The organism is Streptomyces finlayi (assembly GCF_014216315.1).
Lineage (GTDB): Bacteria > Actinomycetota > Actinomycetes > Streptomycetales > Streptomycetaceae > Streptomyces > Streptomyces finlayi_A.
The window spans coordinates 5,086,183-5,111,262 of sequence record NZ_CP045702.1; the positions used below are offsets into that span (position 1 = coordinate 5,086,183).

Sequence of the window (25,080 nt, forward strand, 5' to 3'; positions counted from 1 at the left end):
TCACGTCACATCCGGAAGACGCCGAACTGGGGGTCACCCAGCGGGGCGTTGGCACAGGCGGTCAGAGCGAGTCCCAGCACCTGCCGGGTCTCCAGCGGGTCGATCACACCGTCGTCCCACAGCCGGGCGGTGGCGTAGTACGCGTTGCCCTGCTGCTCGTACTGGGCGCGGATCGGGGCCTTGAACGTCTCCTCGTCCTCGGCGCTCCAGCCGTCGCCGAGCTGGTCGCGCTTGACGGTGGCGAGCACCGAAGCGGCCTGCTCGCCGCCCATGACGGAGATCTTGGCGTTGGGCCACATCCACAGGAAGCGGGGACTGTAGGCCCGGCCGCACATGGAGTAGTTGCCCGCGCCGTAGGACCCGCCGACCACCACGGTCAGCTTCGGCACCCGCGTGCAGGCGACGGCGGTGACCATCTTGGCGCCGTGCTTGGCGATGCCGCCGGCCTCGTAGTCGCGGCCGACCATGAAGCCGGAGATGTTCTGGAGGAACACCAGCGGGATGCCGCGCTGGTCGCACAGCTCGATGAAGTGGGCGCCCTTCTGGGCGGACTCCGAGAACAGGATGCCGTTGTTGGCGACGATGCCGACGGGGTGGCCGTGGATCTGCGCGAAGCCCGTGATGAGGGTGGTCCCGTACTCCGCCTTGAACTCCGCGAAGCGCGAGCCGTCCACGACCCGGGCGATGACCTCCCGTACGTCGTAGGGCGTCCGCGAGTCGACGGGCACCGCCCCGTAAAGACCGGCCGGGTCGACCTTCGGCTCCTCTGCCGGCCGCACGGACCACGGGAGTGGTGCCCGCTCCGGCAGGGTGGCCACGATGTTCCGCACGATCCGCAGCGCGTGGGCGTCGTCCTCGGCGAGATGGTCGGTCACGCCCGAGGTCCGCGAGTGCACCTCGCCGCCGCCCAGCTCCTCGGCCGTCACGACCTCACCGGTCGCGGCCTTCACCAGCGGCGGACCACCGAGGAAGATCGTCCCCTGGTTGCGGACGATCACGGCCTCGTCGCTCATCGCGGGGACGTACGCACCGCCGGCGGTGCAGGAGCCGAGCACCGCGGCGATCTGCGGGATGCCGGCACCCGACATCCTGGCCTGGTTGTAGAAGATCCGTCCGAAGTGCTCCCGGTCGGGGAACACCTCGTCCTGCATGGGCAGGAAGGCGCCGCCCGAGTCCACGAGATACAGGCAGGGCAGCCGGTTCTCCAGCGCCACCTCCTGCGCCCGCAGATGCTTCTTCACGGTCATCGGGTAGTACGTGCCGCCCTTGACGGTCGCGTCGTTGGCGACGATCACGCACTCCCGGCCGCTGACCCGGCCGATCCCGGCGATCACGCCCGCCGCGGGGGCCGCGCCCCCGTAAAGCCCCTCGGCCGCCAGCGGGGCCAGCTCCAGGAACGGCGAGCCGGCGTCGAGCAGGGTGTCCACCCGCTCCCGGGGCAGCAGCTTGCCGCGCGCCACATGCCGGGCGCGGGCCTTCTCACCCCCGCCGAGCCGTGCCGTGGCGAGCCGCGACCGCAGCTCGTCGGCGAGCGCGTGATGCGCCGCCTCGTTGGCCCGCCAGGCCTCCGAGGCGGGATCGGCCGCGCTCGCCAGGACCGGTGCCTGCTGCATCGTTCGAGCCCCCTTGCCCGTACCGCACTGGTTAATGACCGTTAACGCATTGCGCTCAGGTTAACGAGCGCTAACGGCCCTGTCTAGAATGAATCCTCATGAGCACTCATGCCACCGCCCGCGTCGCGGCTCCCACCCGCCGCGAGCAGATCCTCCGGGAGGCGGCACGCCTCTTCGCCGAGCGCGGTTTCCACGGAGTGGGTGTCGACGAGATAGGGGCGGCGGTCGGCATCAGCGGCCCCGGCCTCTACCGGCACTTCCCCGGGAAGGACGCGATGCTCGCCGAGCTGCTGGTGGGCATCAGTGAGCGGCTCCTCGACGGCGGGCGGATGCGCGTCTCCCAGGACGCGGCGGCCGGTGGCGGCTCACCGGAGTCGATCCTCGACGCGCTCATCGAGGGCCACATCGACTTCGCGCTCGACGACCGCCCGCTGATCACCCTCCACGACCGTGAGCTGGACCGCCTCCAGGACGCCGACCGCAAGCGGGTGCGTCAGCTCCAGCGCCAGTACGTCGAGGTCTGGGTCGAGGCGGTCCGGGCGCTGTACCCGCGGCCGGCCGAGGACGAGGTCCGGATGACCGTCCACGCGGTCTTCGGCCTGCTCAACTCCACCCCCCACCTCACCGGCGCCCTCCCGGACCGCGATGCCACGGCGGCGCTGCTGCACAGGCTGGCGCGCGGGGCCTTCGCGGCGGCCGCCTCCTAGGGCGCACACGCGGAGTGCCCGAACGGACGGGGAGCGTGTGCGCCCGGTGTTCCTGCGTACAAGCGACGCCGACCAGAACCCGAAGACCACCGAGGACCGGCCGAAAATGCTCGGCCAGGAAGGACGACCCCGGTGGCCTTTTCGCCCCTTCAACCCCCGGGTGAAATGCCCGTGAACAGGTCGAGCCGGTACGAGGGCGGCTCCGGCGGGTGTGCGTACCCCGTCGGAGCCGCCCTCCGTCCGTCGTGCGGGACGCCCGGCACACCGCGCACTCCTGACGGCACAATGGGCGCATGCCGATACCCAGCCGCGCCGCCCTCGTCGACCACCTCGTCCGTACGCGCATCGCGGGAGACGTCGCCACCCCGCGCGACAACAACCTCTCCCACTACCGCAAGCTCGCCAACGGTGACCGCCACTACTGGCTGGGCCTGGAGCTCGGCGACCGCTGGACCGACGAGCAGGACGTGCTCGCCGTGATGGCGGAGCGCTGCGGGGTCAGCGACGACCCCGCGCACCGGCACGGGCAGGACACCATCGACCCGGAGCTGACCGTCGACGCGCTCGACCGGATGGCGGCGCGGCTGCGCAAGGCGGCGGCCGATTCGGAGCGCGTGCTGTTCGCGACCGGCCACCCGGGCGGTCTGCTGGACGTGCACCGCAGGACCGCGGAGGCGCTGCGGGCCGCCGGGTGCGAGATCCTGCGGATTCCGTCGGGCCTGGTGACGGAGGAGGGCATGGTCTTCCAGTTCGCGGACGTCGCCGTCCTGGAGCACGGGGCGACGCTGTGGCACACCCACTCCCCGATCCCGATGGCGGCGATCCTGGACGGATACGAACGCCAGGGGACGCCGCGGCCCGACCTCGTCGTCGCCGACCACGGGTGGGCCGGGTGTGCGGGCCAGCGGGGCATCGACACCGTCGGGTACGCGGACTCCAACGACCCCGCGCTGTTCCTCGCCGAGGCGGAGGGCACGCTGCAGGTGACGGTGCCGCTGGACGACCACGTCACCGATCCGCGTTTCTACGACCCGATGACCGACTATCTGCTGGACGCGGCGGGACTGCTCTGACCGGGGCCCGGAGCGGTGTCGCCATCACCCGCGATCGGACGCGGACCTGCCTCCGAGTCGCACGACTGTGGCCTGTTCAGTCGCGTGGAGTGCGGATCACGCCCTCCTGGATGACGGTGATCGCGAGCCGGCCGTCCTGCGTGTAGATACGGGCCTGGCCGAGGCCGCGCCCGCCGGACGCGGACGGCGACTCCTGGTCGTACAGCAGCCATTCGTCCGCGCGGAACGGCCGGTGGAACCACATCGCGTGGTCCAGGCTCGCGCCCACCACGTCACCGACCGTCCAGCCGCCGCGCCCGTGGGCGAGGAGCACGGAGTCGAGCAGCGTCATGTCGGAGACGTACGTCGCCATGCAGACGTGGAGCAGCGGGTCGTCGGCCAGCTTGCCGTTCGTCCGGAACCACACCTGCGAGCGGGGCTCGCGCGGATCACCGACCGTGGCGAAGGGCGGCGCGTCGGCGTACCGGAGGTCCACCGCGGCCCGTGCCTCCAGGAGCCGGTCCATGACACTCGGATCGACGAACCGGTCCGCGTACCGGGGCAGCATCTCGGCGGCGGTGGGCAGGGTCTCGGGGTCCGGGGCGTGCGGCATGGCAGCCTGGTGTTCCAGCCCCTCCTCGTACGTCTGGAAGGACGCCGAGAGGTGGAAGATCGGCTGCCCGTGCTGGACGGCGACGACCCGACGGGTGGTGAAGGACCGGCCGTCGCGGATGCGGTCGACGGTGTAGACGATCGGGGCACCCGGGTCGCCCATGCGCAGGAAGTAGGAGTGGAGGGAGTGGGCTGTCCGGTCGGCGGGGACGGTCCGGCCCGCGGCGACGAGCGCCTGGGCCGCGACCTGTCCGCCGAACACCCGGGGCACGACCGCGGAACGGCTCGTGCCCCGGAAGATGTCCCGCTCGATCCGCTCCAGGTCGAGCAGATCGAGCAGGGAGTCGAGTGGTGCGCTCATGAGAAGAACGTAACTGCTCTACAGGCCCATCGACTTGGCAATGATCGACTTCATGACCTCGCTGGTGCCGCCGTAGATCCGGTTGACGCGGTTGTCGGCGTAGAGACGGGCGATCGGGTACTCGTTCATGAAGCCGTAGCCGCCGTGCAGCTGGAGGCAGCGGTCTATCACGCGGTGCGCGACCTCGGTGCAGAAGAGCTTGGCGGAGGCGGCCTCGGCGGCGGTCAGCTCACCGGCGTCCAGGGCCTCCAGGGCGCGGTCGGCGACGGCCTGGGCCGCGTCCACCTCGGCCTGGCAGGAGGCCAGCTCGAACTTGGTGTTCTGGAAGGAGGCGACCGTCTTACCGAAGACCGTGCGGTCCTGGACGTACTCCTTGGCGAAGCGGACGGCTGCGGCGGCCTGCGCGTACGCGCCGAAGGCGATGCCCCAGCGCTCGGACGCCAGGTTGGTGCCGAGGTAGCCGAAGCCCTTGTTCTCCTCGCCGAGCAGGTCCTCGACCGGGACCTTCACGTCGACGAACGCCAGCTCGGCGGTGTCGGAGACCCGCAGGCCCAGCTTGTCGAGCTTGCGGCCGATCGAGTAGCCCTCGGACTTGGTGTCGACGGCGAAGAGCGAGATGCCGAAGCGGCGGTCGTCCTCGCGCGGGGCGGAGGTACGGGCGCAGACGATCACCTTGTCGGCGTGCACGCCACCGGTGATGAAGGTCTTCGAGCCGTTGAGGACGTAGTGCGTGCCGTCCTCGGAGAGCTTCGCGTTGGTCTTCATGCCCGCGACGTCGGAACCGGTGCCCGGCTCGGTCATCGCGAGGGCCCACATCTCCTCGCCGCTGACGAACTTCGGCAGCCAGCGCTTCTTCTGGTCGTCCGTGGCCAGCATCTTGATGTACGGCAGGCCGAGCAGGACGTGCACGCCGGAGCCGCCGAAGGAGACGCCCGCGCGGGCGCACTCCTCCTGGAGGACGGCCTCGTACTTGTGCGAGTCGACGCCCGCGCCGCCGAACTCCTCCTCGACCGAGATGCCGAACACACCGAGCTCGCCGAGCTTGTAGTAGAACTCGCGCGGCGCCTGGCCGGCGGCGAACCACTCGTCGTAGACGGGAACGACCTCGGCCTCGATGAAGGCGCGAAGGGTCTCCCGGAACGCCTCGTGGTCCTCGTTGAATACCGTACGGCGCACGGGGGTGCCTCCTCTGTCGGCTTCGGTCAGCTCAACGTGAGCTTCCGGCGGGCTGGCTAAGCGCTTGCTCAGACCTGTAAAAGTTACCCGCCGGTCACCGCACCTGTCCAGATCTGGGCACCCGTGGTTGCACACATCACGCTGGTGCGGAAGGGAAGGCCCGTGGTCGCTGATCCGGACGGTGCCGGAGCGGCCCTCGCTGCTCCACTCCAGCTCCAGGTACCACCGGCAGTCGCAGCCGGTTGTCCGGGCGGTCAGCAGCAGTTCCTCGGGCGCCGAGGTCCATGTCGAAGAAGCATGGCGTGACGGCGCCGCGCAGCCGTTGTCCATCCGGTACGCGTTCCCGGCGAGGGGCTCCGCGAGGCGGTGACCCGCACGTGCAGGGCGTGGAGGACAACCGTCGTCGTGGCGAACCCTGCCCTGGAGGGAGAGGCGGACCACCGTGTCCCCTCCGTGTACGGCGTCGTGCGCGCGTGCCCACGGGGCGGCGTCCTGCACCGCCGGGCGCGCGGAAGCACCTGCCCGGGGCGGTGTCGTTCTCGGAGATGTAGGTGTGGCCCGCACTCCAGCCCATGCGTCAGCGGATGTGACCAGCCCTTTGGCACACGGCCCGGAGGTTTGTCAGGGGCCTGAAAGCGCCACCGTCGTACCCAGACACTACGCTGACGGCGGAGAGGGGCCGGCATGCTGCTGAGATTCCGCACGGCCAACGTGCGGTCACTGCGCGACGAGCAGGAGCTGACGTTCGTCGTGCCCGAGGACGAGCCGAGCGTCTCCGCACGGCGCGTCGAGTTGGCCGGGGGCGCGGTGGGCGTGCTTCCCCTGATCGGCGTCTTCGGCGCCAACGCCTCGGGCAAGTCGAACGTCCTGGCCGCCATGACGGACATGAGCGGCGCGGTACAGAACTCGTATGCGCGCTGGGCCTCGTACGACGGCACGGATCGCGTCCCCTTCGCGCTGGACTCCAAGGGGGACGCGGAGCCGAGCTTCTACGAGGTGGACGTCGTCCTCGACGGGATCCGCTGGACGTACGGCTTCGAGCTGGGTTCGGAGCGGGTCGAGGCCGAGTGGCTGCACAGCTACCCCCGTGGCCACCGGCAGGTGTGGCTGGACCGCGACGCCTCGCGCCCCAAGGTCTACGACTGGCCGGGCGCCCGGGTGAAGGACCGCTCCGGCCTGGAGCGGCGTACCCGGCCGAACGCCCTGGTGCTCTCCACGGCGGGCACGGACAATCACCCACAGCTGACCCCCTTGTTCCACTGGTTCCGCCGCAACCTCTGGCTGATCGATCCCGAGGTCGAGCGCCAGGAACGGGAGACGTTCACGACGCGCCAGCTGTCAGGGGCCCGGGCAGGCCGTATCAACGAACTGCTGCGGGTCGCGGACCTCGGCATCACCGGAGCCGAGACGGTCGAGGTGGGCAAGGGACGCCCTGAGGTGCGCCTCACCCACCGGTCCGCTGCGGGGGACGTCTCCCTCGACTGGCGGAACGAGTCGTACGGCACCCGCTCCTGGTTCGCTCTGCTCGGCCCGTTGCTGCTGGCCCTGGACGAAGGCGCGGTGCTGCTCGTCGACGAGCTCGACGCCAGCCTGCACCCGCGTTTCGCGGCCGAGGTCGTCAGACTCTTCCACGACCCCCAGGCAAATCCCAAGGGCGCGCAGCTCGTCTTCACCTCGCACGATCCGTCCGTGCTCACCACACCGAGCGGGGGCCGTCTGCTGGAGCCCGCGCAGGTGTGGCTCACCGAGAAGGACGAGGACGGGGCGACCCAGCTGTACCCGCTGACCGCCGCTTCCCCGGGGGAGGAAGAGGACCTGATGAAGTCCTACCTGGCCGGGGCGTTCGGAGCCGTTCCCGCCTTGCTGGAGGGGCAGATCGCGCGGCGGTTGCTGGCGGCGAACGAGCGGGAACGCGCGTACGAGGCGGAGCGGAGCGGCAGCTGATGGCGCGTACGAGGGGGAAGGACTCGCTGGGGCCCGCAAGCAAGGGGCAGCGGCGTAACAAGATCGTTCATGTCTTCACCGAGGGGCGGGTCACCGAGCCCCAGTACATCGAGATCGTTCGCGGCCGGGCCGGTGCGACCGGTATCGAGGTCCGGATCGCCAACGAGTCCGCGCCAGGGTCGCAGCGGAAGCCCATCACTCTGGTCGAGGCGGCGGCGCGGGTGATGCGTGAGGAGACGCGGGCCGCGAAGAAGGCGAAACTCGCCCAGAAGTTCTGGCCGGAGGTCTGGTGCCTGTTCGACCGGGACGAGCACCAGCAGATCTCGGACGCCTTCAAGCTGGCGAAAGAGGCGGGCGTACAGATCGCCTTCTCCCACCCCTGCTTCGAGGTCTGGCGGCTGCTCCACCACAAGCCGGTCCAGGGCACCTTCGGTGGTGTCTGCGGGGAGGCGGTGAAGCAGCTCCCCTTCGCGAACAGCGCCGAGAACATCAAAAGCGTGCTGTCCGACCAGATTCCGAAGGGCAGCTTCGCCCGGGCGAAGAAGCGGGCCCAGGAGATGAACGCCCAGCATCCCGCCCACAAGGCCATGGACCTGCGGGACCCGTTCACGGACGTGTACGAGTTCGTCGAGAAGGGTCTCGGTATCACCACGTACTGACAGAGGGTGACAGCTCGGGTCCGGGTTATCACCCGAGCCCCGAATCGCCGTAGGGTTCCCAGGTCGTATCGGCTCGCAGGGAAGACGGTGACGTGGCCAAGCTCACGCTCGCGCAGTTGGAGCGGCATCTCTTCGCCGCCGCGGACATTCTCCGCGGCACGATGGATGCCTCCGAGTACAAGGACTACATCTTCGGCCTGCTGTTCCTGAAGCGGGCCAACGACGAGTTCGAGGCAGCACGCGAGCGGATCAGGGAGAGCGCACCACAGGGCCTGACCGGGGAGAACCTGGAAGGCTGGCTGGAGAAGCCGACCCCCTACAACACCAGTGGAGTCCTCTTCGTTCCGGAGAAGGCCCGCTGGGCCAGGATCTCGTCAGGCGTCCACAACATCAACGAGGAATTCCTGCGGCCCGCGCTCCAGGCCCTCGAAGGGCAGAACACCAAGCTCAAGGGCCTCTTCGATCAGCTCGACTTCAACCGCATCGGCGGCTCGGGCGCCACGGCCGGCGCGGCGAAGCTCGCCGACCACCGACTGAAGCTGCTGATCGCCCACTTCGGGCGGGTGCGCCTGAGGACGGACGACTTCGAGTTCCCCGACCTGATCGGCGCCGCGTACGAGTACCTGATCAAGGAGTTCGCCGACACGGCCGGCCGGAAGGGCGGCGAGTTCTACACCCCGCGTGCCGTGGTCCGGATGATGGTCGAGCTGCTCGACCCCAAGGACGGTACGCGCATCTACGACCCCTGCGTCGGCTCGGGCGGCATGCTCATCCACGCCAAGGAGTACGTGGAGGAGCACGGCGGCGACGCCACGAACATGTTCTTCGCGGGCCAGGATGCCAACAGCGGCTCCTGGATCATGTCCACGATGAACATGGTGCTGCACGGCGTCAGCACCCGCTTCGACCTGCGGACCGGCGACACCCTGTCGGAACCGGCGCACACTCCGAAGTCCGACGACGACCGTTACGACGGCGTACTGAGCAATCCGCCGTTCTCCATGGACTACTCGTACGAGAGCTTCCCGCACAAGGCGGAGCGGGCGAAGTACGGCGCGACGAGTGAGCGCGGCAAGGCCGACCTGATGTTCCTCCAGCACATGCTCTGGATGACCAAGCAGGAGGGGCGCGGCGGCATGGTCATCACGGTCATGCCGCACGGTGTGCTCTTCCGGGGCGGCGGCGAGCGGGACATCCGCGCCGACCTGATCGAGAAGGACGCGATCGAGGCGGTCATCGGCCTCGCCCCGAACCTCTTCTACGGCACGGGCATCCCCGCCTGCATCCTGGTGCTCCGCCCGCCCGGCAAGAAGGACCGCGACCGGGAGGGCAAGATCCTCTTCGTCAACGCCGACCGCGAGTACCACGCGGAACGGGCACAGAACGTGCTGCTGCCCGAGCACACGGAGAAGATCGTCACCACGTTCCGCGCGCGGGAGGACGTACCCGGCTTCGCCCGGTGGGTCGACCGTGAGGAGCTGCGGGAGAACGACTACAACCTCAACATCCGCCGGTACGTGGACAATACGCCCCCGCCGGAGCCGCAGGACGTGCGGGCGCACCTGACGGGCGGGATGCCGCGCGCCGAGATCGAGGCGAAGCAGGACCTGCTCGGCGCGTACGGAATCCGGCTGGAGGACCTGTTCGCGGAGCGGGACCCGGTGGACCCGGCGTACGTCGACTTCCTCCCTGAGGACGAGCGCCCGGATGCGGCCCGGCTGGCGGAGCTGACGCGCCCCCGTGAAGAGGCGTTGCGGATGGTCTTCGCCAAGTGGTGGGACGAGGAGGCCCGTCACCTGGAGGCCGTCGCCGCCACGGATGAGCGCCTGGCCGACCTGACGGCCTCGGAGCGCAAGGCGGCGCTGATGGCCGTACGGGGTTCGCTGATCGAGTCGTTCGTGAAGCGGCTCGGCGGGATCGGCCTCCTCGACCGGTACGCGCTCGCGGGCGCGGTGGCCGGCTGGTGGTACGAGGCCAAGTACGACCTGCTGGCCCTGTCGGAGAACGGGTTCGCGGGGGTTCTCGACGGCTGGGTCGAGAACGTCGAGACGCTGCTCGCGCCCGAACAGGACCCGAAGACGAGGAAGCTGCGCAAGCGCACGGCGGCGGAGCGGCGCCAGGCGTACGACCACAAGGTGGTCGCGGCGATCGTCCCGGAGTTCCTGACGGAACTGGCCGAGGCGGACGTCCGCAAGGCGGAGCTGGACGCGCGCTGGAAGGAACTCAACGCGGAGCCGGAGGCGTCGGAGGACGGCGAGACCGAAGGTGACGAGGACGCTGTCACACGGGAACAGGTCGAACTGAGCGTGGAGCAGCTGGCGGAGCTGGCGCACGTGAAGAAGGAGCGCACGAAGGCGGCGGCGCGCGTCAAGGAGCTTGAAGCGGAATTCTGCTTCGCCTCATGGTCAGTGTCCGACAGGCCGGCGGAGGGCCCGTCGCGTCTGATCGCGGCCCGGCAGCGGTTGGCGGACGACCTGGAGGAAGAGCGTCGGGTCGTCCTGGAGGTTGTCCTGCAGGGGCTGAGAAGAAGAGTCGCTGACCTCGTACAAGATCGACGCCAGGAACTTGTACGGGCCTACGAGAACTGGCAAGAGAAATACGGGATCTCCTTCGAGGAGATCGAGCATCAGCTCAGTGGCACGGCGGCAGGGGTCGTCGCGCACAATCCCTGGTCCCAGCAGAGTGCTTGGTCTTCGATACCTAGCCACCTGGGAGTGGATGCCGATCGCGATTCCATCGCCGACCTTCTTTACTCGCTGATCGACGCCGAGAAGGAAGTTGAAGGAGAGATTTCCAAACTGGGCGTCGAGGAAATGCTTTTGCTACTTCCGCTGGTCGACCTCGGTGGGACGAGCCGGGTCCAGCGACGTCCACTGCGCGAACTGGTCTCCTTGGCGCGACCCGAAGATGCCGGTCTGCGGGGGAGTCGGTCCGAGGTGCCGGTCGTACGGCCGTCCTGCCTGACCGAACGTGAGCTGACGCCGGCCGGGCTCCGACTTCCCGCGGGTCGAATCCCAGATGGTCTGGGACGCCAGGCGACAATGTTGGACCCTGGGGACGTTTTGCTCGCCGCAGTTGCTCCGGACGGGCGTCGGGTCCATGCATCGGTATGGCGCGGGCAACGGAACCAGGTAACTCACGGCAGCGGCATCATCTGCCTGAAGCCCGACGTCGGATACCTCGTCCCGGACTATCTCGTGGCGTGGCTGATGCTTCCGACGTCCCAGAAGCGAATCTACGAGGTGGCGCGGTCCGCGCACGGTGCGAACGTGCTGCACCCTGCTCGACTGCTCGACGTTGAAGTCGAATTGCCGAGTATGAGTGAACAGAGGGAGTTCGTTCGACGCCTCACCGGAATTGTTTCGGAAGGACAGGTGCGCCGTGTTCAGCTCGCGAAACTGCACCGCGTGAAGGAGATCCTGATGAACAACCTCACGCGCTCGGAGAATGGCTGACCGCGTTCGGAGTCTCAGACGGTCGGCTATCTGCCTTCACGGCTGTTATGAACGATGACCAAACGCCCGAGGGAAAGACCAGTGCGGGGCCGTGGGGAGTTTTGGAGTCGCGGATGGGGACGCCTGCTGGATAGCCATCCAAGACCTCGACGCAACTGCCGCCATCTCCACTGCTGTAGGACGACTTGCGCCAGCCGATCAGCACGGCCGCGTTCCGGATGGTGCGGTCAGTCATGGTGCTCGTATTCCTTTGCCGTCGCCCTCAGTAGGGCGAGCGACTCCTTGCGGGGGAGCGCGTCGCCCAAGGCGAGAGTGTATGTGCGCTGCAACGTCTCGACCAGGGCGGGCGAGTCGTGCAGATTGCCCATGAGCACGCCCTCGCCGTAGGCGACCGGAGGCTGGTCGTCGAACATCATCAGCGACAGCATCCCCTGGAGCAGCGGGTGATAGCCCGCCCCGAAGGGGAGTACGTGCACGCGAACCCGCTCGCACTCCACCATGCCGATGATGTGGGTCAGTTGCTCCGCCATGATCTCCGGGTTCCCGACGTGGCGACGCAAGACAGCCTCGTCCACGAGGGCACAGAACAGCGGAGTGACGGGGTCGGAGAGGATCTTTCCTCGGTTCAACCGTGTGACAAGGAGCCTGTCACATTCCTCTTCACTCCGTGGAGTGGCGGTCGGCCGCAGAACCGCACGGGCGTACCCCTCCGTCTGGAGAACTCCGGGCACGAGGGACAGGGCAAACTCATGGATCACGGTCGCCTGCTGCTCAAGCTCCAGCGCCGCCTCGAAGTAGTCCGCGACCGCCACGTCTTGCTTCGGCAGGAAGCTCTGCAGGACATTGCCCGTGCCCAGCGCCCTGTCCAGCCTCCGCGCGTCCTCCTTCGACGGCGTGCGGCGGCCCGCCTCGATGTGGGCGATGTGTGAGCGCGTCATGATCGCGATGTCGGCCAGCTCCTGTTGGGTAAGGCCGGCCGCCTCGCGCTGCGCCTTCAGCCACTCGCCGTAGACGTTGGTCATCGTCAACTCCCTTGTGACAAACGCTGCGTCACACCGAACCCCCTGTTCAGGGTAGCCATACCGGTCTCACGCTGTGAGGGAATCGCTACAGAGTGCAGTTTCCGGCGGGCGGACGAGCCCGGCGGAGCCGCACACGCGAGACCCCCGCGACCGACGTGAACGGTCCGGGGGTATGGCCCTCAACTACAGAGACGCACTGGAACCGGCGGCGGAGGAGGTGCGCAGGTACCTCCGCGAGTACGCCGGTGTCATCGACGCCGACCTCGTCGACTTCGCCGCCGTGCGGTCCGCCGCCCTGGCCTTCGACGACGAGACCACCCGCCTGGGCTTCGACCAGGTCCTGCACGAGTTTCTCGCCACGCTGGAGCGGGTCCTTCCGCACGAGCGGGGTCTGGACTACGTGGGCGAGGCCCGCCGTTGGGGGCTGCTGCAGAAGCGGATCCGTACCCTCCACCGCGATGCGGCGGGCGGCAGCTTCACGATGCGCATGTACGGGCGCAAGGTGCGCTCGCTGGTCGCCGAGTACCTGGAAGGCCCGGAGATCGACCAGGTGATCGCGCCCGTGTCGCTGGCGTCGCCATTGTTCGACGAGAAGGTGCGAGCCATGCCCGCGCGCGAGGCGGCGGCCGAGATGGGCCATGCCCTGCGCTTCCACCTGGAGGAGCGGGTGAAACGGGAGGACCCGGAGAAGTACGCGAGGCTCTCGCAGCGGCTGGAGGAGATCCTGCGGGAGATGCCCGGCCGGTTCGAGGACCAGATCCAGGAGTTCGGACCGCTCTTCGAACAGGTGCGCCGGGAGACCGAGGAGGATCCGAGGCTGGCGGGACTCACTCGGCTGGAGCAGGTGGTGTACCGCCTTCTGGACAGGGACGCGGTGGAGAACCCGGACATCGGCACGAGCAGGGCGGACCTGCGGACCATAGCCGAAGCGGTGTGCGAGACGGCGGCCCTGATCATGGGCAAGAAGTCCTACCAGAGCCAGGATCAGGACATCACTCTTCTCGCCGGTGAAATCGAGACCGCGCTTCTCCACCACGGGATGCTGCCGGGCGACTCGGGCTGGGATCCGCTCAGCGCGCTCGCCCAGGGACTCGCGGCGTACGCCAACAGCAACCAGGAGCCGTTCCGGGCGAGGCTGAGGGGAGAATGGGCGGAGTGACCGCCTCCACCGTCGACTCCGCTTCACCGGTCGCCCTCGCCGAGGGCGACCGGCTCGCCGTCGACGGTCTGGTGCTGGACGTGCGCGTCAGCCCCCGGCGCAAGCGGTTCGCGCTCACGGTGGAGCTGGACGCCGAAGTCACACTGCACGCGCCCCAAGGACGTCCTGCGACCGACGCAGCGGACTTCGTCCGGGCACACCGGTCCTGGCTGCTGGCCAAACAGGCGCTGCGCGAGCGCACACGCCCGTTGAACCCGCCCAAGCGGCTCGCCGAAGGGGAGGTGTTCCGGTACCTGGGGCGCACCTATCGGCTGACCGTCGACGCCGACCGACCGGACGACGGCACCATAAGGCTCGTCGCCGGACGCCTGATCCTCAGTGGTGCACAGGCCACCGAACCAACCCGTGGCCAGTCGGCGCTCGTCGGCTGGTACTGCCGTGTCGGCCGGGAATGGGCAGGTGGCCGTATCCAGCCGTGGGCGGCGAGGATGGGGGTCGCCGAGCCCCTCGTAGAGGTGGCCGATCTCGGCGGTCGCTGGGGCAGCTACCTTCCGCCGGAGGGTGTGGTTGGCGTCGGTCGTATGCGTCTGGGATGGCCGCTGTTCCAACTGCCCATGCACCTTGTCGACTACGTGATCGCCCATGAGCTCGCCCATGTGCGCGTACCCGGGCACGGGACGGACTTCTGGCGGCTTCTCGGACGGGCTCTGCCCGAGTACGAGGAGAGACGGGCCGAGTTGGACGAACTCGGCAGGCGCATGTGGATGGGCGACATCGCCTAGCCGAAATCTGCGGATCCGACTCTGGGCCACAATGCGCTGAGTGCGAACCACAACTCCATCCTGACGTTCGCGTCGTCCAGGTCCGCGTCCAGCAGCGCCGCGCAGCGGGCGATGCGCTGGCGGACCGTGTTGCGGTGGACCTGGAGCGCGACCGCCGTGCGGTCCCAGCCGCCGTGCAGGCTCAGCCAGCAGCGCAGGGTCTCCGCCAGCGTCTCGGTGAGCGGGGCGAGGAGGGCGCGGGCGTGGGCCTCGGCCTGGTCGTGGGGGACCAGTTCCGCGAGGCCCGTGGCGGGACGGTGTACGGACAGAGGGGTACGGGTGGCCTCCGCGCGGCCCAGGGCGCGGGCCGCCTGGGCGTCGGCCGCCGGCAGGGCCGCGACCGGGACGGGTGCGGAGGCGCCGAGCGTCCAGCCGGTCTGCGGGGTGATCCGGTCGGGGGCGGTGACCAGGACGCGTACGGCATCGCGGTCCGCGTCGACGAGGGCGGAGCCCAGCGCCGTACCGAGCGCCCCGGCGGTGAGCGGGTCGGCGGGGGTGCCGTCCGTGCGGCGCCCGTGGACCACCGTCCACCGGTCGGCGGCGCCCAGGAGCGGGGTGACGTCCTCGGGGTCCGCGCCGAGCAGCATCCGCACGAGCGCGCCCGCCCGGCCCGCGGCGTCGGCGCCCTGGTGCGGGGCGGTCAGCAGGGAGAGCAGGACGACCGCGATACCGGCCACGGTGTGGTCCCCCGGTTCGCGCCGGTTCGCCGACAGGGCGAGGACCAGACCCTGGGCGCCGCCGAGCGGATACGCGGACAGCTGGGTGCCACCCACGGTGTCCGTGGCGGAGACGGGGGCCGGGGCGGTACGGGCCTCCGCAGGTGTCGCTGTGCGGGTCCCTGGCGCCTTCGCCGTGCGGGTCCCGGGCGCCGGATCGGGGCGGGACCCGGGGGAGACCACCCGGGCCAGGCGGGCGAGGGCCTGCCGCGCCGCCGGGGCCGGGAGGCTCCCCGCCGTGTGCAGTTCCTCGCCCCCGGCCGTCAGCAGGGCCGCCCGCCCCGCCAGGTGCACGGCCAGCTGGTGCAGCACCGCGGGCACCGGATCGGGCCGGGCGGCGGCCGAGGCCAGGGCCTGCTGGGCGCGGGTCACCCGGCGCAGCTCCCGGTGCCTGGCCTCCGCCATCAGCCGCCACACGGCCCGCGCGATCGTGGTGAACGTCGTCCGGGGCGGCACCTCCAGGAGCGGCAGCCCGTGCCGGTCGCACGCCACGACCAGCGCCGGGGGCACGGTGTCGTGCACCGGTGCCACCCCGAAGCCGAGCGCGGCGGCCCCCGCCTCCACGAGCCGGGCGACATAGGTGTCCGGGTCCTTCAGCAGCACGCCGGCGGTGAGCAGCAGTTCACCGCCGAGGAGGTACGGAAACGGGTCGGCCATCTCCGAGGCGTGCACCCAGAGCACGTCCGCGCGCTCGGGACCCGCGATCCGGCGCAGCCCCAGCTCCTCCCTGGCCAGCAGAGCGGTGAGCGGGACGGGCGGGGTCGGTGGTGCGGTGGGAGACTCCGGCATAGACGGTTCATCCATTCAGCGCGGCGAGGATGGATGAAACGTACGCTTCATGACGACCGATCCGCCACCTAGCGTCGACGGTGCCCTGATGCTCCGCCCGATCCCGCACACTCGACCATGTAGGAAATCCGAAGGAAAGGCACTCCGTCCCATGAGCAGCAACGAAACGCCGCGCGGTCCCGTCGACTCGTCCCGGGTCCCGCGGTACGCAGGACCAGCGACCTTCGCCCGGCTGCCCCGGCTCGACGAGGTCGGCACCGCGGACATCGCGGTCGTCGGCGTGCCCTTCGACAGCGGGGTCTCCTACCGGCCCGGCGCCCGCTTCGGCGGCAACGCGATCCGTGAGGCATCCCGTCTCCTGCGTCCGTACAACCCGGCCCAGGACGCCTCCCCCTTCGCGCTCGCGCAGGTCGCCGACGCCGGGGACATCGCCGCGAACCCGTTCAACATCAACGAGGCCGTCGACACGATCGAGGCCGCGGCCGACGATCTGCTCGGCACCGGCGCCCGGCTGATGACGCTCGGCGGCGACCACACCATCGCGCTGCCGTTGCTGCGCTCCGTCGCCAAGAAGCACGGCCCCGTCGCCCTGCTCCACTTCGACGCGCACCTGGACACGTGGGACACCTACTTCGGCGCCGCGTACACCCACGGCACCCCGTTCCGCCGGGCCGTCGAGGAGGGCATCCTCGACACCGAGGCGCTCTCCCACGTCGGTACGCGCGGCCCGCTGTACGGCAAGCAGGACCTCACCGACGACGCCAAGATGGGCTTCGGCATCGTTACCTCCGCCGATGTCATGCGCCGCGGCGTCGACGAGATCACCGACCAGCTGCGTCAGCGGATCGGTGACCGCCCGCTCTACATCTCCATCGACATCGACGTCCTGGACCCGGCCCACGCGCCCGGCACCGGCACCCCCGAGGCCGGCGGCCTGACCTCCAGGGAACTGCTGGAGATCCTGCGCGGACTCGCCTCCTGCAACCTGGTCTCGGCCGACCTGGTCGAGGTCGCGCCCGCGTACGACCACGCGGAGATCACCTCCGTCGCCGCCTCCCACGCGGCGTACGAGCTGACCACGATCATGTCCCGCCAGATCGCAGAGGCGCGCACGAAGTGAGCCACGACCACGATGACCGCCCGCGGCTCACCCCCGCACAGGCCGAGGCGGCGCTCAACCCGCCACCCGGCCGCAACGGTGGCGACCTCGTGGTCGAGACGCTGCACGGTCTCGGCGCCACCACCGTCTTCGGGCTGCCCGGCCAGCACGCCCTGGGCATCTTCGACGCGCTGCGCCGTTCCTCGCTCACCTACATCGGGCTGCGCGTGGAGAACAACGCCGGCTTCGCCGCCGACGCCTACGGCCGTATCACCGGAGAAGTCGCCCCGCTGCTGCTCTCCACGGGCCCGGGCGCCCTCACCTCGCTCGCCGCGCTCCAGGAGGCGGCGTCCGCCTCGGCCCCGGTGCTCGCGATCTCCAGCCAGATCCCGACCGCGGGGCTCGGCGGTGGCCGGCACGGATATCTGCACGAGCTCCGCGACCAGCAGGCGTCGTTCCGCGACATCGTGAAGTCGGTGCACACGGTGCGTACCGCTTCGCAGATCCCGTCCGCGATCGCCGCAGCCTGGGAGTCCGCGCTCACCGCCCCGCACGGCCCCGTCTGGGTGGAGATCCCGCAGGACGTACTCCTCGCCGAGACCGTCCTGCCGGTCGTCACGGCGATGGACGCCACCCCGCGGGAGCTGTACCCGCGCCCCGAGCTGACCGTCGCGGCCGCCCATCTGCTGTCGAACGCCGAGCGGCCGGCGATCATCGCGGGCGGCGGAGTCGTACGGTCCGACGCGACGGGCAAGCTGCGCGCCCTCGCGGAGAAGATCGGCGCTCCGGTCGTCACCACCTTCGGCGGCAAGGGCGCCTTCCCCTGGGAACACCCGCTGTCGCTGCGCTCCTGGCTGGAGGACCGGCACACCACGGACTTCCTGGAGTCCGCGGACGTCCTGCTGGTCGTCGGCTCGGGCCTGGGGGAGCTCTCCTCGAACTACCACACGTTCCGCCCGCGCGGCCGGGTCATCCAGATCGAGGCCGACGCCGGGAAGCTGGAGTCCAACCACCCCGCGCTCGGTATCCACTCCGACGCACGCGAGGCACTCGCCGACCTCCTCGACGCGGTCGAACCGCGCGAGGACCGGACGGCGGCCGAGCGCGTCCGTACCGTGCTGGAGAAGGTGCGGGCGCGGATCGACGCCCAGGACCTGACCCTGGAGCAGCGGGTCGTCGCCTCGGTCCGCGAGGCGCTGCCCGACACCGCGCCCAGCTTCTGGGACATGACGATCCTCACCTACTGGGCGTGGTCCGCGTTCGACGCCCGGCACCCGAACACGATGCACTCGGCGCAGGGTGCGGGCGGCCTCGGCTACGGCTTCCCGGCGGCGCTCGGCGCCGCCGCGGCCGACCCCACGAAGCCGGTGCTCGCGGTCTCGGGCGACGGCGGCGCGATGTACTCGATCGCCGAACTTGCCACGGCGAGGCAGTACGGCCTCCCCGTCACCTGGCTGATCGTCGACGACGGCGGCTACGGCATCCTGCGCGAGTACATGACGGGTGCGTTCGGCGAGGCCACCGGGACGGAGCTCTCCCGCCCCGACTTCGTGGCCCTGGCCGAGTCCTTCGGCGTCCCGGCGGTCCGCACGACCCCGGAGTCCCTCACGGACGACCTCGCGAAGTCCCTGGCGGCCCCCGGCCCGTCGGTGGTCGTCCTCCCGGCCCTCCTGAGGATGTTCGAGCCGACGCACCTCTGACCGGGCCCGGGGCTCGAAGACCAGGCCCGTCCGGCGATCGAGGACGAAACGGTGCCCGGACGGCCCGGTGGACCTGGACCGGTCAGAGGTCCTAGGTCCTAGGGACCGTTTGTGTCGCGCAGGGATGAAATCCGCTGCCGACCGCGTTGGTGACTTCCGGTAGATCAGGTGGACGGCGGGTCGAACGGGAGGCATCGGTGGAGGGCGCGGAACAACAGGGGTGGGGCCGGCGGCTGGCCGGATACGCGTGGCGCTACCGGCGCAACGTGGTGCTGGCGCTGGGTTCCTCGCTCGCCGGAATGGCCGTGATGGCCCTCGTCCCGCTGATGACCAAGGTGATCATCGACGACGTGGTGGTCGGGCACACCAGGTCCCTCGCCGTCTGGACCGGGCTGCTCATAGGCGCCGCCGTGCTCGTCTACATCGCCACGTACATCCGGCGGTACTACGGCGGCAGGCTGGCCCTCGACGTACAGCACGACCTGCGTACCGAGATGTACTCGACGATCACGCGGCTCGACGGGAAGCGGCAGGACGAGCTGTCCACCGGACAGGTCGTGGGGCGTGCCACCAGCGACCTCCAGCTGATCCAGGGGCTTCTCTTCATGCTCCCGATGACCATCGGGAACGTGCTGCTCTTCGTCATCTCCCTGGTGATCATGGCGTGGCTCTCGCCGCTCCTGACCCTCGTCGCCCTGGCCGTCGCCCCCGCGCTCTGGTTCATCGCCCGCCGCTCCCGTACCCGCCTCTTCCCCGCCACCTGGTACGCGCAGAGCCAGGCCGCCGCCGTCGCCGGAGTCGTCGACGGCGCCGTCTCCGGCGTCCGGGTCGTCAAGGGGTTCGGGCAGGAGGACCAGGAGACCGGCAAGCTGCGCGAGGTCGGACGCAGGCTCTTCGCCGGCCGGCTGCGCACCATCAAGCTGAACTCCCGCTACACCCCCGCCCTCCAGGCCGTGCCCGCGCTCGGCCAGGTCGCGATGCTGGCGCTCGGTGGCTGGCTCGCCACCCGGGGGGAGATCACCCTCGGGACGTTCGTGGCCTTCTCCACCTACCTCGCCCAGCTCGTCGGCCCGGTCCGGATGCTCGCCATGGTCCTCACCGTCGGCCAGCAGGCCAGGGCCGGCGTGGAACGGGTCCTGGAACTCATCGACACCGAGCCGACCATGAAGGACGGCACGAAGGACCTGCCGGCCGACGCCCCGGCCCGCGTCGAATTCGACGACGTCCGCTTCGGATACGCTCCGCTTCGCTCCGCCTCCGCTCGAGACAATGACACTGGAAGCGGAGCCTCGGAGCGGCCCGTCCTCGACGGCTTCTCGCTCACCATCGAGCCCGGCGAGACCGTCGCCGTCGTCGGCGCGTCCGGCAGCGGCAAGTCCACCGTCTCGCTCCTGCTGCCGCGCTTCTACGACGTCACGCACGGCGCCGTCCTCGTCGGCGGCCACGACGTCCGTGAGCTCACCCAGGAATCGCTGCGCGCTGCCATCGGTCTCGTACCGGAGGACAGCTTCCTCTTCTCCGACACCGTCCGGGCCAACATCGCCTACGGCTTCCCGGATGCGACCCAGGAGCAGATCGAGGAGGCCGCCCGCTCCGCACAGGCCCACGGCTTCATCACGGACCTGCCGAAGGGTTACGACACCCAGGTCGGCGAGCACGGGCTCAGCCTCTCCGGCGGTCAGCGCCAGCGTGTCGCGCTCGCCCGCGCCATCCTCACCGACCCCCGGCTGCTGCTCCTCGACGACGCCACCTCCGCCGTCGACGCCCGCGTCGAGCACGAGATCCACGAGGCCCTCAAGCAGGTGATGGCGGGCCGCACCACGCTGCTGATCGCCCACCGTCGCTCCACGCTCGGGCTCGCCGACCGGATCGCCGTCCTCGACCGGGGCCGGCTCGCCGCCATCGGTACGCACGAGGAACTGGAGCGGGACTCCGCGCTCTACCGCCGGCTCCTCACCGACCCGGACGAGCTGGGCGGCACCTCGCCAGGCCACCGGCCGGTCAGGGCGGACGTCCGGGAGGACGACCGGACGCTGCGCAAGGAGCTGGAGGCCGAGTTCGACGCCGAGCACGGCATCACCCCCGAGCTGTGGATCCGCAAGGAGGAGCCGCGCGGCCCGGTGGCCGACGGGATGCCCGCCACCCCCGAGCTGCTGGCCCAGGTCGACGCGCTGCCGCCGGCCACCGACACCCCGGACATCGACGAGGCGAGTGCCGTACGGGCCGAGGAGTCCTACGGTCTGCGCCGGCTGCTGCGCGGCTTCGGGCTGCCGCTGCTGGTGAGCCTCGGACTCGTCGCCGTCGACGCGGGCATGGGCCTGCTCCTGCCCGTCCTCATCAGGCACGGCATCGACGAGGGCGTCACCCAGCTGGCGATCGGCGCGGTCTGGGCCGCGTCCGGGCTCGGCCTGTTCGTCGTGCTCGTGCAGTGGCTCGCGCAGATCGGCGAGACCCGGATGACCGGGCGCACCGGCGAGCGGGTCCTGTACGCGCTCCGCCTCAAGATCTTCGCGCAGCTCCAGCGGCTCGGCCTCGACTACTACGAACGGGAGCTGACCGGCCGGATCATGACCCGGATGACGACGGACGTGGACGCCCTGTCCACGTTCCTCCAGACCGGTCTGGTCACGGCCTTCGTCTCCGTCGTCACCTTCTTCGGCATCATGGTCGCCCTGCTCGTCCTCGACGTCGAACTGGCTCTGGTCGTGTTCGCGACACTGCCCGTCCTGGTCATCGGGACGTTCTTCTTCCGCCGCAAGAGCGTCGCGGCGTACGAGCTGGCCCGTGAGCGCATCAGCGCCGTCAACGCCGACCTCCAGGAGTCCGTCTCCGGACTGCGCATCGTGCAGGCCTTCCGCCGCGAGCACGACGGCGCCGCACGGTACGCGGCGAGCAGCGACCACTACCGCGAGGCCCGGGTACGCGGCCAGTGGCTGATCTCCATCTACTTCCCGTTCGTCCAGCTGCTGTCCTCCGTCGCCGCGGCCGCCGTGCTGATCGTCGGTGCGGGCCGTGTCGACAACGGGACACTGACCACCGGTGCGCTGGTCGCGTACCTCCTCTACATCGAGCTGTTCTTCGCTCCCGTGCAGCAGCTCTCCCAGGTCTTCGACGGCTATCAGCAGGCCACGGTCTCGCTCGGCCGCATCCAGGAACTCCTCCAGGAGCGGACGTCCACGGCCGACCCCGACGAGCCGCTGGACGTGCCGTCGCTGCGCGGCGAGATCGCGTTCGACGGCGTGTCCTTCGCGTACAACGGCGAGGAAGAGGCACTCACCGGCATCGACCTGCGCATCCCGGCGGGTCAGACGGTCGCCTTCGTCGGCGAGACGGGCGCGGGCAAGTCCACGCTCGTCAAGCTCGTCGCCCGGTTCTACGACCCGACGGCGGGCCGGGTGACGGCGGACGGCACCGATCTGCGCAAGCTCGACATGACCGCGTACCGGCACCGGCTCGGAGTCGTACCGCAGGAGGCGTACCTCTTCGCCGGTACGGTTCGCGACGCCATCGCCTACGGTCTGCCGGACGCCACCGATGCCCAGGTGGAGGCGGCGGCGCGAGCGGTCGGCGCGCACGGGATGATCGCCACGCTCGAGGGCGGCTATCTGCACGAGGTCTCGGAGCGGGGCCGCAACCTCTCGGCGGGCCAGCGTCAGCTGATCGCGCTCGCCCGTGCCGAACTGGTCGACCCGGACATCCTGTTGCTCGACGAGGCCACTGCCGCCCTGGACCTCGCCACGGAGGGCCTGGTCAACCAGGCCACGGACCGGCTCACCGGCCGCCGCACGACGCTGGTCGTGGCGCACCGGCTGACCACGGCGGCCCGCGCCGACCGGGTCGTGGTGATGGACCACGGGCGGGTCGTCGAGGACGGTACCCATGCCGAACTGCTGGCCATGGACGGCACGTACGCCCGGCTGTGGCGCACGTTCATAGGAGAGGACGAACCGGCGGCGGTGTGACGGCACCCCGGCCCACGGGGACCGGTCCTCTCTCCATGCAACCTTCGGACAGCTCCCCGCGTCGTACGCATGTACGTGCACGTCTCGGGCAGGGCCAATGTGTTCGATGGGGATGGTGAGACCGCTGAGGTCATCAAGACCGTCGGGACCAGAGGGAGCAGAGGGAGCAGAGGACACACAGGAGGTGCAGGGGCCACAGGGGTCACGGGAGGCGCAGAGGCCACAGGGGTCACAGCGGCCACAGAGGCCCCTGGGGCGTCGCAGGCGCCCCAGGGGCAGGCGCACTCTCGCGCATCTGCTCGTCCTGCCTCTGCTCGCCTCCCTCGCCCTCGCCCTCGGCACTCCCGTCCAGGCCGTCGCCGCCTGCTCCGGAAGGCCGGCCAAGACGGTGTCCTTCGCCAAGGGTGAGCTGCGCGTCTACAAGAGCCGCGCCTACGTCTGCGCGGTGACCGTCGCCAAGAAGCCCGGCACCCGCCGCGCGATGAGCGTCTCGCTCCAGGCGCGCGGCGGCCGGCCGGTCGTCGACGAGGGCCGTTTCACGACGAGAGCGGGCCCGGTCACGGTCTACGCTCTCAACCGCTGCGTCCGTGCGACGGGTGCCGTCGCGGGCACTTCGGGCTCCACCGGATGGATCCTCTGCTGAGCTCCTGGTGAAAGATCACGCAACGGGTCTGGCGTGGCACGTGTTGCCCCCGCTAGGTTCACGGCGAATGTCGTGAATCAAGGGGAGGGTGAATGCGCAAGGCGCTCAGAGGGGTTCTGTCGCTCGCGGTGCTCATAGGCACTGTCACTGCGACAGGGGCCTCGGCCGGTGCGGCCACAGCCGCGGAACCGACCGCGACGCAGAGCAGCACGATCAGCGGCGACGCAAGCAGCGAGGACATCAAGGACCGCATCCTGGCCATCCCGGGAATGAGTCTGATCCAGGAGAAGCCGTATCCGGGATACCGCTACTTCGTCCTCAACTACACCCAGCCGGTGGACCACCGGAACCCGTACAAGGGCACGTTCGAGCAGCGCGTCACGCTGCTGCACAAGGACACGAGCCGGCCGACGGTCTTCTTCACCAGTGGCTACAACGTCTCCACCAACCCCAGCCGCAGTGAGCCGACGCAGATCATCGACGGCAACCAGGTCTCGCTGGAGTACCGTTTCTTCACCCCGTCCCGTCCGGCGCCCGCCGACTGGTCGAAGCTGGACATCTGGCAGGCCGCCAGCGACCAGCACCGGGTCTTCAAGGCGCTGAAGAAGCTCTACACCAAGAACTGGCTGACCACTGGCGGCTCCAAGGGCGGCATGACCGCCACGTACTTCGAGCGCTTCTACCCGAAGGACATGGACGGCGTCGTCGCCTATGTCGCGCCCAACGACGTGGTGAACAAGGAGGACTCGGCATACGACCGGTTCTTCGCGAACGTCGGCACCAAGGACTGCCGCGACCGGCTGGCCGGGGTGCAGCGCGAGGCGCTCGTGCGCCGCGAGCCGCTGGAGAAGAGGTTCGAGGCGTTCGCCGCCGAGAACGGCTACACCTTCAACACCGTCGGCACGCTGGACAAGGCGTACGAGGCCGTGGTCATGGACTACGTCTGGGCGTTCTGGCAGTACAGCCTCGTCTCCGACTGCGAGGCCGTTCCGGCCGACGCCGCCGGCGCCACCGACGAGGCGATCTGGGACTCGGTCGACGGCATCTCCGGCTTCGCCGCCTACGCCGACCAGGGCCTGGAGAGGTACACGCCGTACTACTACCAGGCGGGCACCCAGCTCGGCTCCCCGGACATCAAGCAGCCGTGGCTCGGTGACCTCAGCCGGTACGGCTACCAGCCGCCGCGGACCTTCGTGCCGCGCGACATCCCGATGACGTTCCAGCCGTCGAAGATGCGGGACGTGGACAGCTGGGTCCGGAACAACGCCAACCGCATGATGTACGTCTACGGCGAGAACGACCCGTGGGGTGCGGAGCCCTTCCGTCTCGGCGCGGGCGCCCGTGACAGCTACGTCTACACCGCTCCGGGTGCCAACCACGGCGCCAAGGTGTCCGGTCTCGTCGCCGACGAGAAGGCCGAGGCCGTCGCGGCCATCCTGCGCTGGGCCGGAGTCGCCCCGGCGGCCGTCCAGGCCGACCCGTCGAAGGCGAAGCCGCTCGCCCCGTACGACGCGCGTCTGGACAAGCGGGACGCGAAGACCGAGCGGGACCAGGGCACGCTGCGTCCGTGACGCACTGACCTGACGCCCT

Annotated in this window: 18 protein-coding genes; 12 read left to right on the top strand and 6 right to left on the bottom strand. The window is 69.9% G+C overall.

Features of this window, described 5'->3' with window-relative positions:
- Positions 1 to 5 precede the first annotated feature (5 nt).
- Positions 6 to 1,613 (bottom strand): carboxyl transferase domain-containing protein, encoded by a 1,608-nt coding sequence (locus F0344_RS23390; RefSeq protein WP_185300664.1) that lies wholly within the window; start codon positions 1,611 to 1,613, stop codon positions 6 to 8.
- Positions 1,614 to 1,711: 98 nt separating this feature from the next.
- Here F0344_RS23390 and F0344_RS23395 point away from each other — a divergent pair, with 98 nt between their 5' ends.
- Positions 1,712 to 2,320, top strand: a complete 609-nt coding sequence (locus F0344_RS23395) for an SACE_7040 family transcriptional regulator (RefSeq protein WP_185300665.1) — start codon at positions 1,712 to 1,714, stop codon at positions 2,318 to 2,320.
- Positions 2,321 to 2,613: 293 nt separating this feature from the next.
- A complete protein-coding gene (locus F0344_RS23400) occupies positions 2,614 to 3,393 on the top strand; it encodes a phosphatase (protein WP_185300666.1) in 780 nt (259 codons plus the stop codon).
- Between the two features lie 76 nt (positions 3,394 to 3,469).
- Here F0344_RS23400 and F0344_RS23405 read toward each other — a convergent pair whose 3' ends face one another.
- Both F0344_RS23405 and F0344_RS23410 read right to left on the bottom strand, forming a co-directional pair.
- Positions 3,470 to 4,345, bottom strand: coding sequence for an acyl-CoA thioesterase (locus F0344_RS23405; RefSeq protein WP_185300667.1), 876 nt, complete (start codon positions 4,343 to 4,345; stop codon positions 3,470 to 3,472).
- 18 nt (positions 4,346 to 4,363) lie between these two features.
- Positions 4,364 to 5,521, bottom strand: coding sequence for an acyl-CoA dehydrogenase family protein (locus tag F0344_RS23410; RefSeq protein ID WP_185300668.1), 1,158 nt, complete (start codon positions 5,519 to 5,521; stop codon positions 4,364 to 4,366).
- Positions 5,522 to 6,205: 684 nt separating this feature from the next.
- On the opposite strand from F0344_RS23410, the gene F0344_RS23415 reads away from it, so the two are divergent.
- The 3 genes from F0344_RS23415 to F0344_RS36575 all read left to right on the top strand — a co-directional run bounded on the left by F0344_RS23415 (position 6,206) and on the right by F0344_RS36575 (position 11,579).
- Positions 6,206 to 7,465, top strand: a complete 1,260-nt coding sequence (locus F0344_RS23415; RefSeq protein WP_185300669.1) for an AAA family ATPase — start codon at positions 6,206 to 6,208, stop codon at positions 7,463 to 7,465.
- Positions 7,465 to 8,124 (top strand): RloB family protein, encoded by a 660-nt coding sequence (locus tag F0344_RS23420; RefSeq protein WP_185300670.1) that lies wholly within the window; start codon positions 7,465 to 7,467, stop codon positions 8,122 to 8,124. The genes F0344_RS23415 and F0344_RS23420 overlap by 1 nt, the downstream gene beginning before the upstream one ends.
- Before the next feature lie 92 nt (positions 8,125 to 8,216).
- Positions 8,217 to 11,579, top strand: a complete 3,363-nt coding sequence (locus F0344_RS36575; protein ID WP_185300671.1) for an N-6 DNA methylase — start codon at positions 8,217 to 8,219, stop codon at positions 11,577 to 11,579.
- Here the strand turns inward: F0344_RS36575 and F0344_RS23430 are convergent.
- Positions 11,557 to 11,814 (bottom strand): DUF397 domain-containing protein, encoded by a 258-nt coding sequence (locus F0344_RS23430; RefSeq protein ID WP_185300672.1) that lies wholly within the window; start codon positions 11,812 to 11,814, stop codon positions 11,557 to 11,559. The genes F0344_RS36575 and F0344_RS23430 overlap by 23 nt on opposite strands.
- On the bottom strand, positions 11,807 to 12,601 hold the full coding sequence (locus F0344_RS23435) for a helix-turn-helix domain-containing protein (protein WP_185300673.1): 795 nt from the start codon (positions 12,599 to 12,601) through the stop codon (positions 11,807 to 11,809). The genes F0344_RS23430 and F0344_RS23435 overlap by 8 nt, the downstream gene beginning before the upstream one ends.
- A 172-nt stretch (positions 12,602 to 12,773) precedes the next feature.
- On the opposite strand from F0344_RS23435, the gene F0344_RS23440 reads away from it, so the two are divergent.
- Both F0344_RS23440 and F0344_RS23445 read left to right on the top strand, forming a co-directional pair.
- Positions 12,774 to 13,760, top strand: a complete 987-nt coding sequence (locus tag F0344_RS23440) for a hypothetical protein (RefSeq protein WP_185300674.1) — start codon at positions 12,774 to 12,776, stop codon at positions 13,758 to 13,760.
- Positions 13,748 to 14,542: a M48 family metallopeptidase gene (locus tag F0344_RS23445; RefSeq protein WP_185300675.1), complete on the top strand. Its 795-nt coding sequence runs from the start codon at positions 13,748 to 13,750 to the stop codon at positions 14,540 to 14,542. The genes F0344_RS23440 and F0344_RS23445 overlap by 13 nt, the downstream gene beginning before the upstream one ends.
- Here the strand turns inward: F0344_RS23445 and F0344_RS23450 are convergent.
- The gene (locus tag F0344_RS23450) at positions 14,539 to 16,086 is read right to left on the bottom strand and encodes a PucR family transcriptional regulator ligand-binding domain-containing protein (RefSeq protein ID WP_258050068.1); all 1,548 of its coding nucleotides are present in this window, start codon (positions 16,084 to 16,086) and stop codon (positions 14,539 to 14,541) included. The two genes, F0344_RS23445 and F0344_RS23450, sit on opposite strands and share 4 nt — an antisense overlap.
- A gap of 151 nt (positions 16,087 to 16,237) precedes the next feature.
- Here F0344_RS23450 and speB point away from each other — a divergent pair, with 151 nt between their 5' ends.
- From speB to F0344_RS23475, 5 genes are all read left to right on the top strand, one after another.
- The gene (gene speB, locus F0344_RS23455) at positions 16,238 to 17,206 is read left to right on the top strand and encodes an agmatinase (protein ID WP_185300677.1); all 969 of its coding nucleotides are present in this window, start codon (positions 16,238 to 16,240) and stop codon (positions 17,204 to 17,206) included.
- The gene (locus tag F0344_RS23460; protein WP_185300678.1) at positions 17,203 to 18,885 is read left to right on the top strand and encodes a thiamine pyrophosphate-binding protein; all 1,683 of its coding nucleotides are present in this window, start codon (positions 17,203 to 17,205) and stop codon (positions 18,883 to 18,885) included. Before speB ends, F0344_RS23460 begins: the two co-directional genes overlap by 4 nt.
- A 197-nt stretch (positions 18,886 to 19,082) precedes the next feature.
- On the top strand, positions 19,083 to 22,847 hold the full coding sequence (locus tag F0344_RS23465; RefSeq protein ID WP_185300679.1) for an ABC transporter ATP-binding protein: 3,765 nt from the start codon (positions 19,083 to 19,085) through the stop codon (positions 22,845 to 22,847).
- 184 nt (positions 22,848 to 23,031) lie between these two features.
- Positions 23,032 to 23,490 carry a hypothetical protein gene (locus F0344_RS23470; RefSeq protein ID WP_258050069.1) on the top strand — a complete coding sequence of 153 codons (459 nt, stop codon included), beginning with the start codon at positions 23,032 to 23,034 and terminating at the stop codon, positions 23,488 to 23,490.
- Positions 23,491 to 23,582: 92 nt separating this feature from the next.
- Positions 23,583 to 25,061, top strand: a complete 1,479-nt coding sequence (locus F0344_RS23475) for a S28 family serine protease (RefSeq protein ID WP_185300680.1) — start codon at positions 23,583 to 23,585, stop codon at positions 25,059 to 25,061.
- Positions 25,062 to 25,080: the final 19 nt, after the last annotated feature.

Excerpts from the sequence above, each read along its gene's own strand:
- F0344_RS23390 (WP_185300664.1), bottom strand. The coding sequence starts at position 1,613 with ATGCAGCAGGCACCGGTCCTGGCGAGCGCGGCCGATCCCGCCTCGGAG.
- F0344_RS23395 (WP_185300665.1), top strand. The coding sequence starts at position 1,712 with ATGAGCACTCATGCCACCGCCCGCGTCGCGGCTCCCACCCGCCGCGAG.
- F0344_RS23400 (WP_185300666.1), top strand. The coding sequence starts at position 2,614 with ATGCCGATACCCAGCCGCGCCGCCCTCGTCGACCACCTCGTCCGTACG.
- F0344_RS23405 (WP_185300667.1), bottom strand. The coding sequence starts at position 4,345 with ATGAGCGCACCACTCGACTCCCTGCTCGATCTGCTCGACCTGGAGCGG.
- F0344_RS23415 (WP_185300669.1), top strand. The coding sequence starts at position 6,206 with ATGCTGCTGAGATTCCGCACGGCCAACGTGCGGTCACTGCGCGACGAG.
- F0344_RS23420 (WP_185300670.1), top strand. The coding sequence starts at position 7,465 with ATGGCGCGTACGAGGGGGAAGGACTCGCTGGGGCCCGCAAGCAAGGGG.
- F0344_RS23430 (WP_185300672.1), bottom strand. The coding sequence starts at position 11,814 with ATGACTGACCGCACCATCCGGAACGCGGCCGTGCTGATCGGCTGGCGC.
- F0344_RS23435 (WP_185300673.1), bottom strand. The coding sequence starts at position 12,601 with ATGACCAACGTCTACGGCGAGTGGCTGAAGGCGCAGCGCGAGGCGGCC.
- F0344_RS23440 (WP_185300674.1), top strand. The coding sequence starts at position 12,774 with ATGGCCCTCAACTACAGAGACGCACTGGAACCGGCGGCGGAGGAGGTG.
- F0344_RS23445 (WP_185300675.1), top strand. The coding sequence starts at position 13,748 with ATGGGCGGAGTGACCGCCTCCACCGTCGACTCCGCTTCACCGGTCGCC.
- F0344_RS23450 (WP_258050068.1), bottom strand. The coding sequence starts at position 16,086 with ATGCCGGAGTCTCCCACCGCACCACCGACCCCGCCCGTCCCGCTCACC.
- speB (WP_185300677.1), top strand. The coding sequence starts at position 16,238 with ATGAGCAGCAACGAAACGCCGCGCGGTCCCGTCGACTCGTCCCGGGTC.
- F0344_RS23475 (WP_185300680.1), top strand. The coding sequence starts at position 23,583 with ATGCGCAAGGCGCTCAGAGGGGTTCTGTCGCTCGCGGTGCTCATAGGC.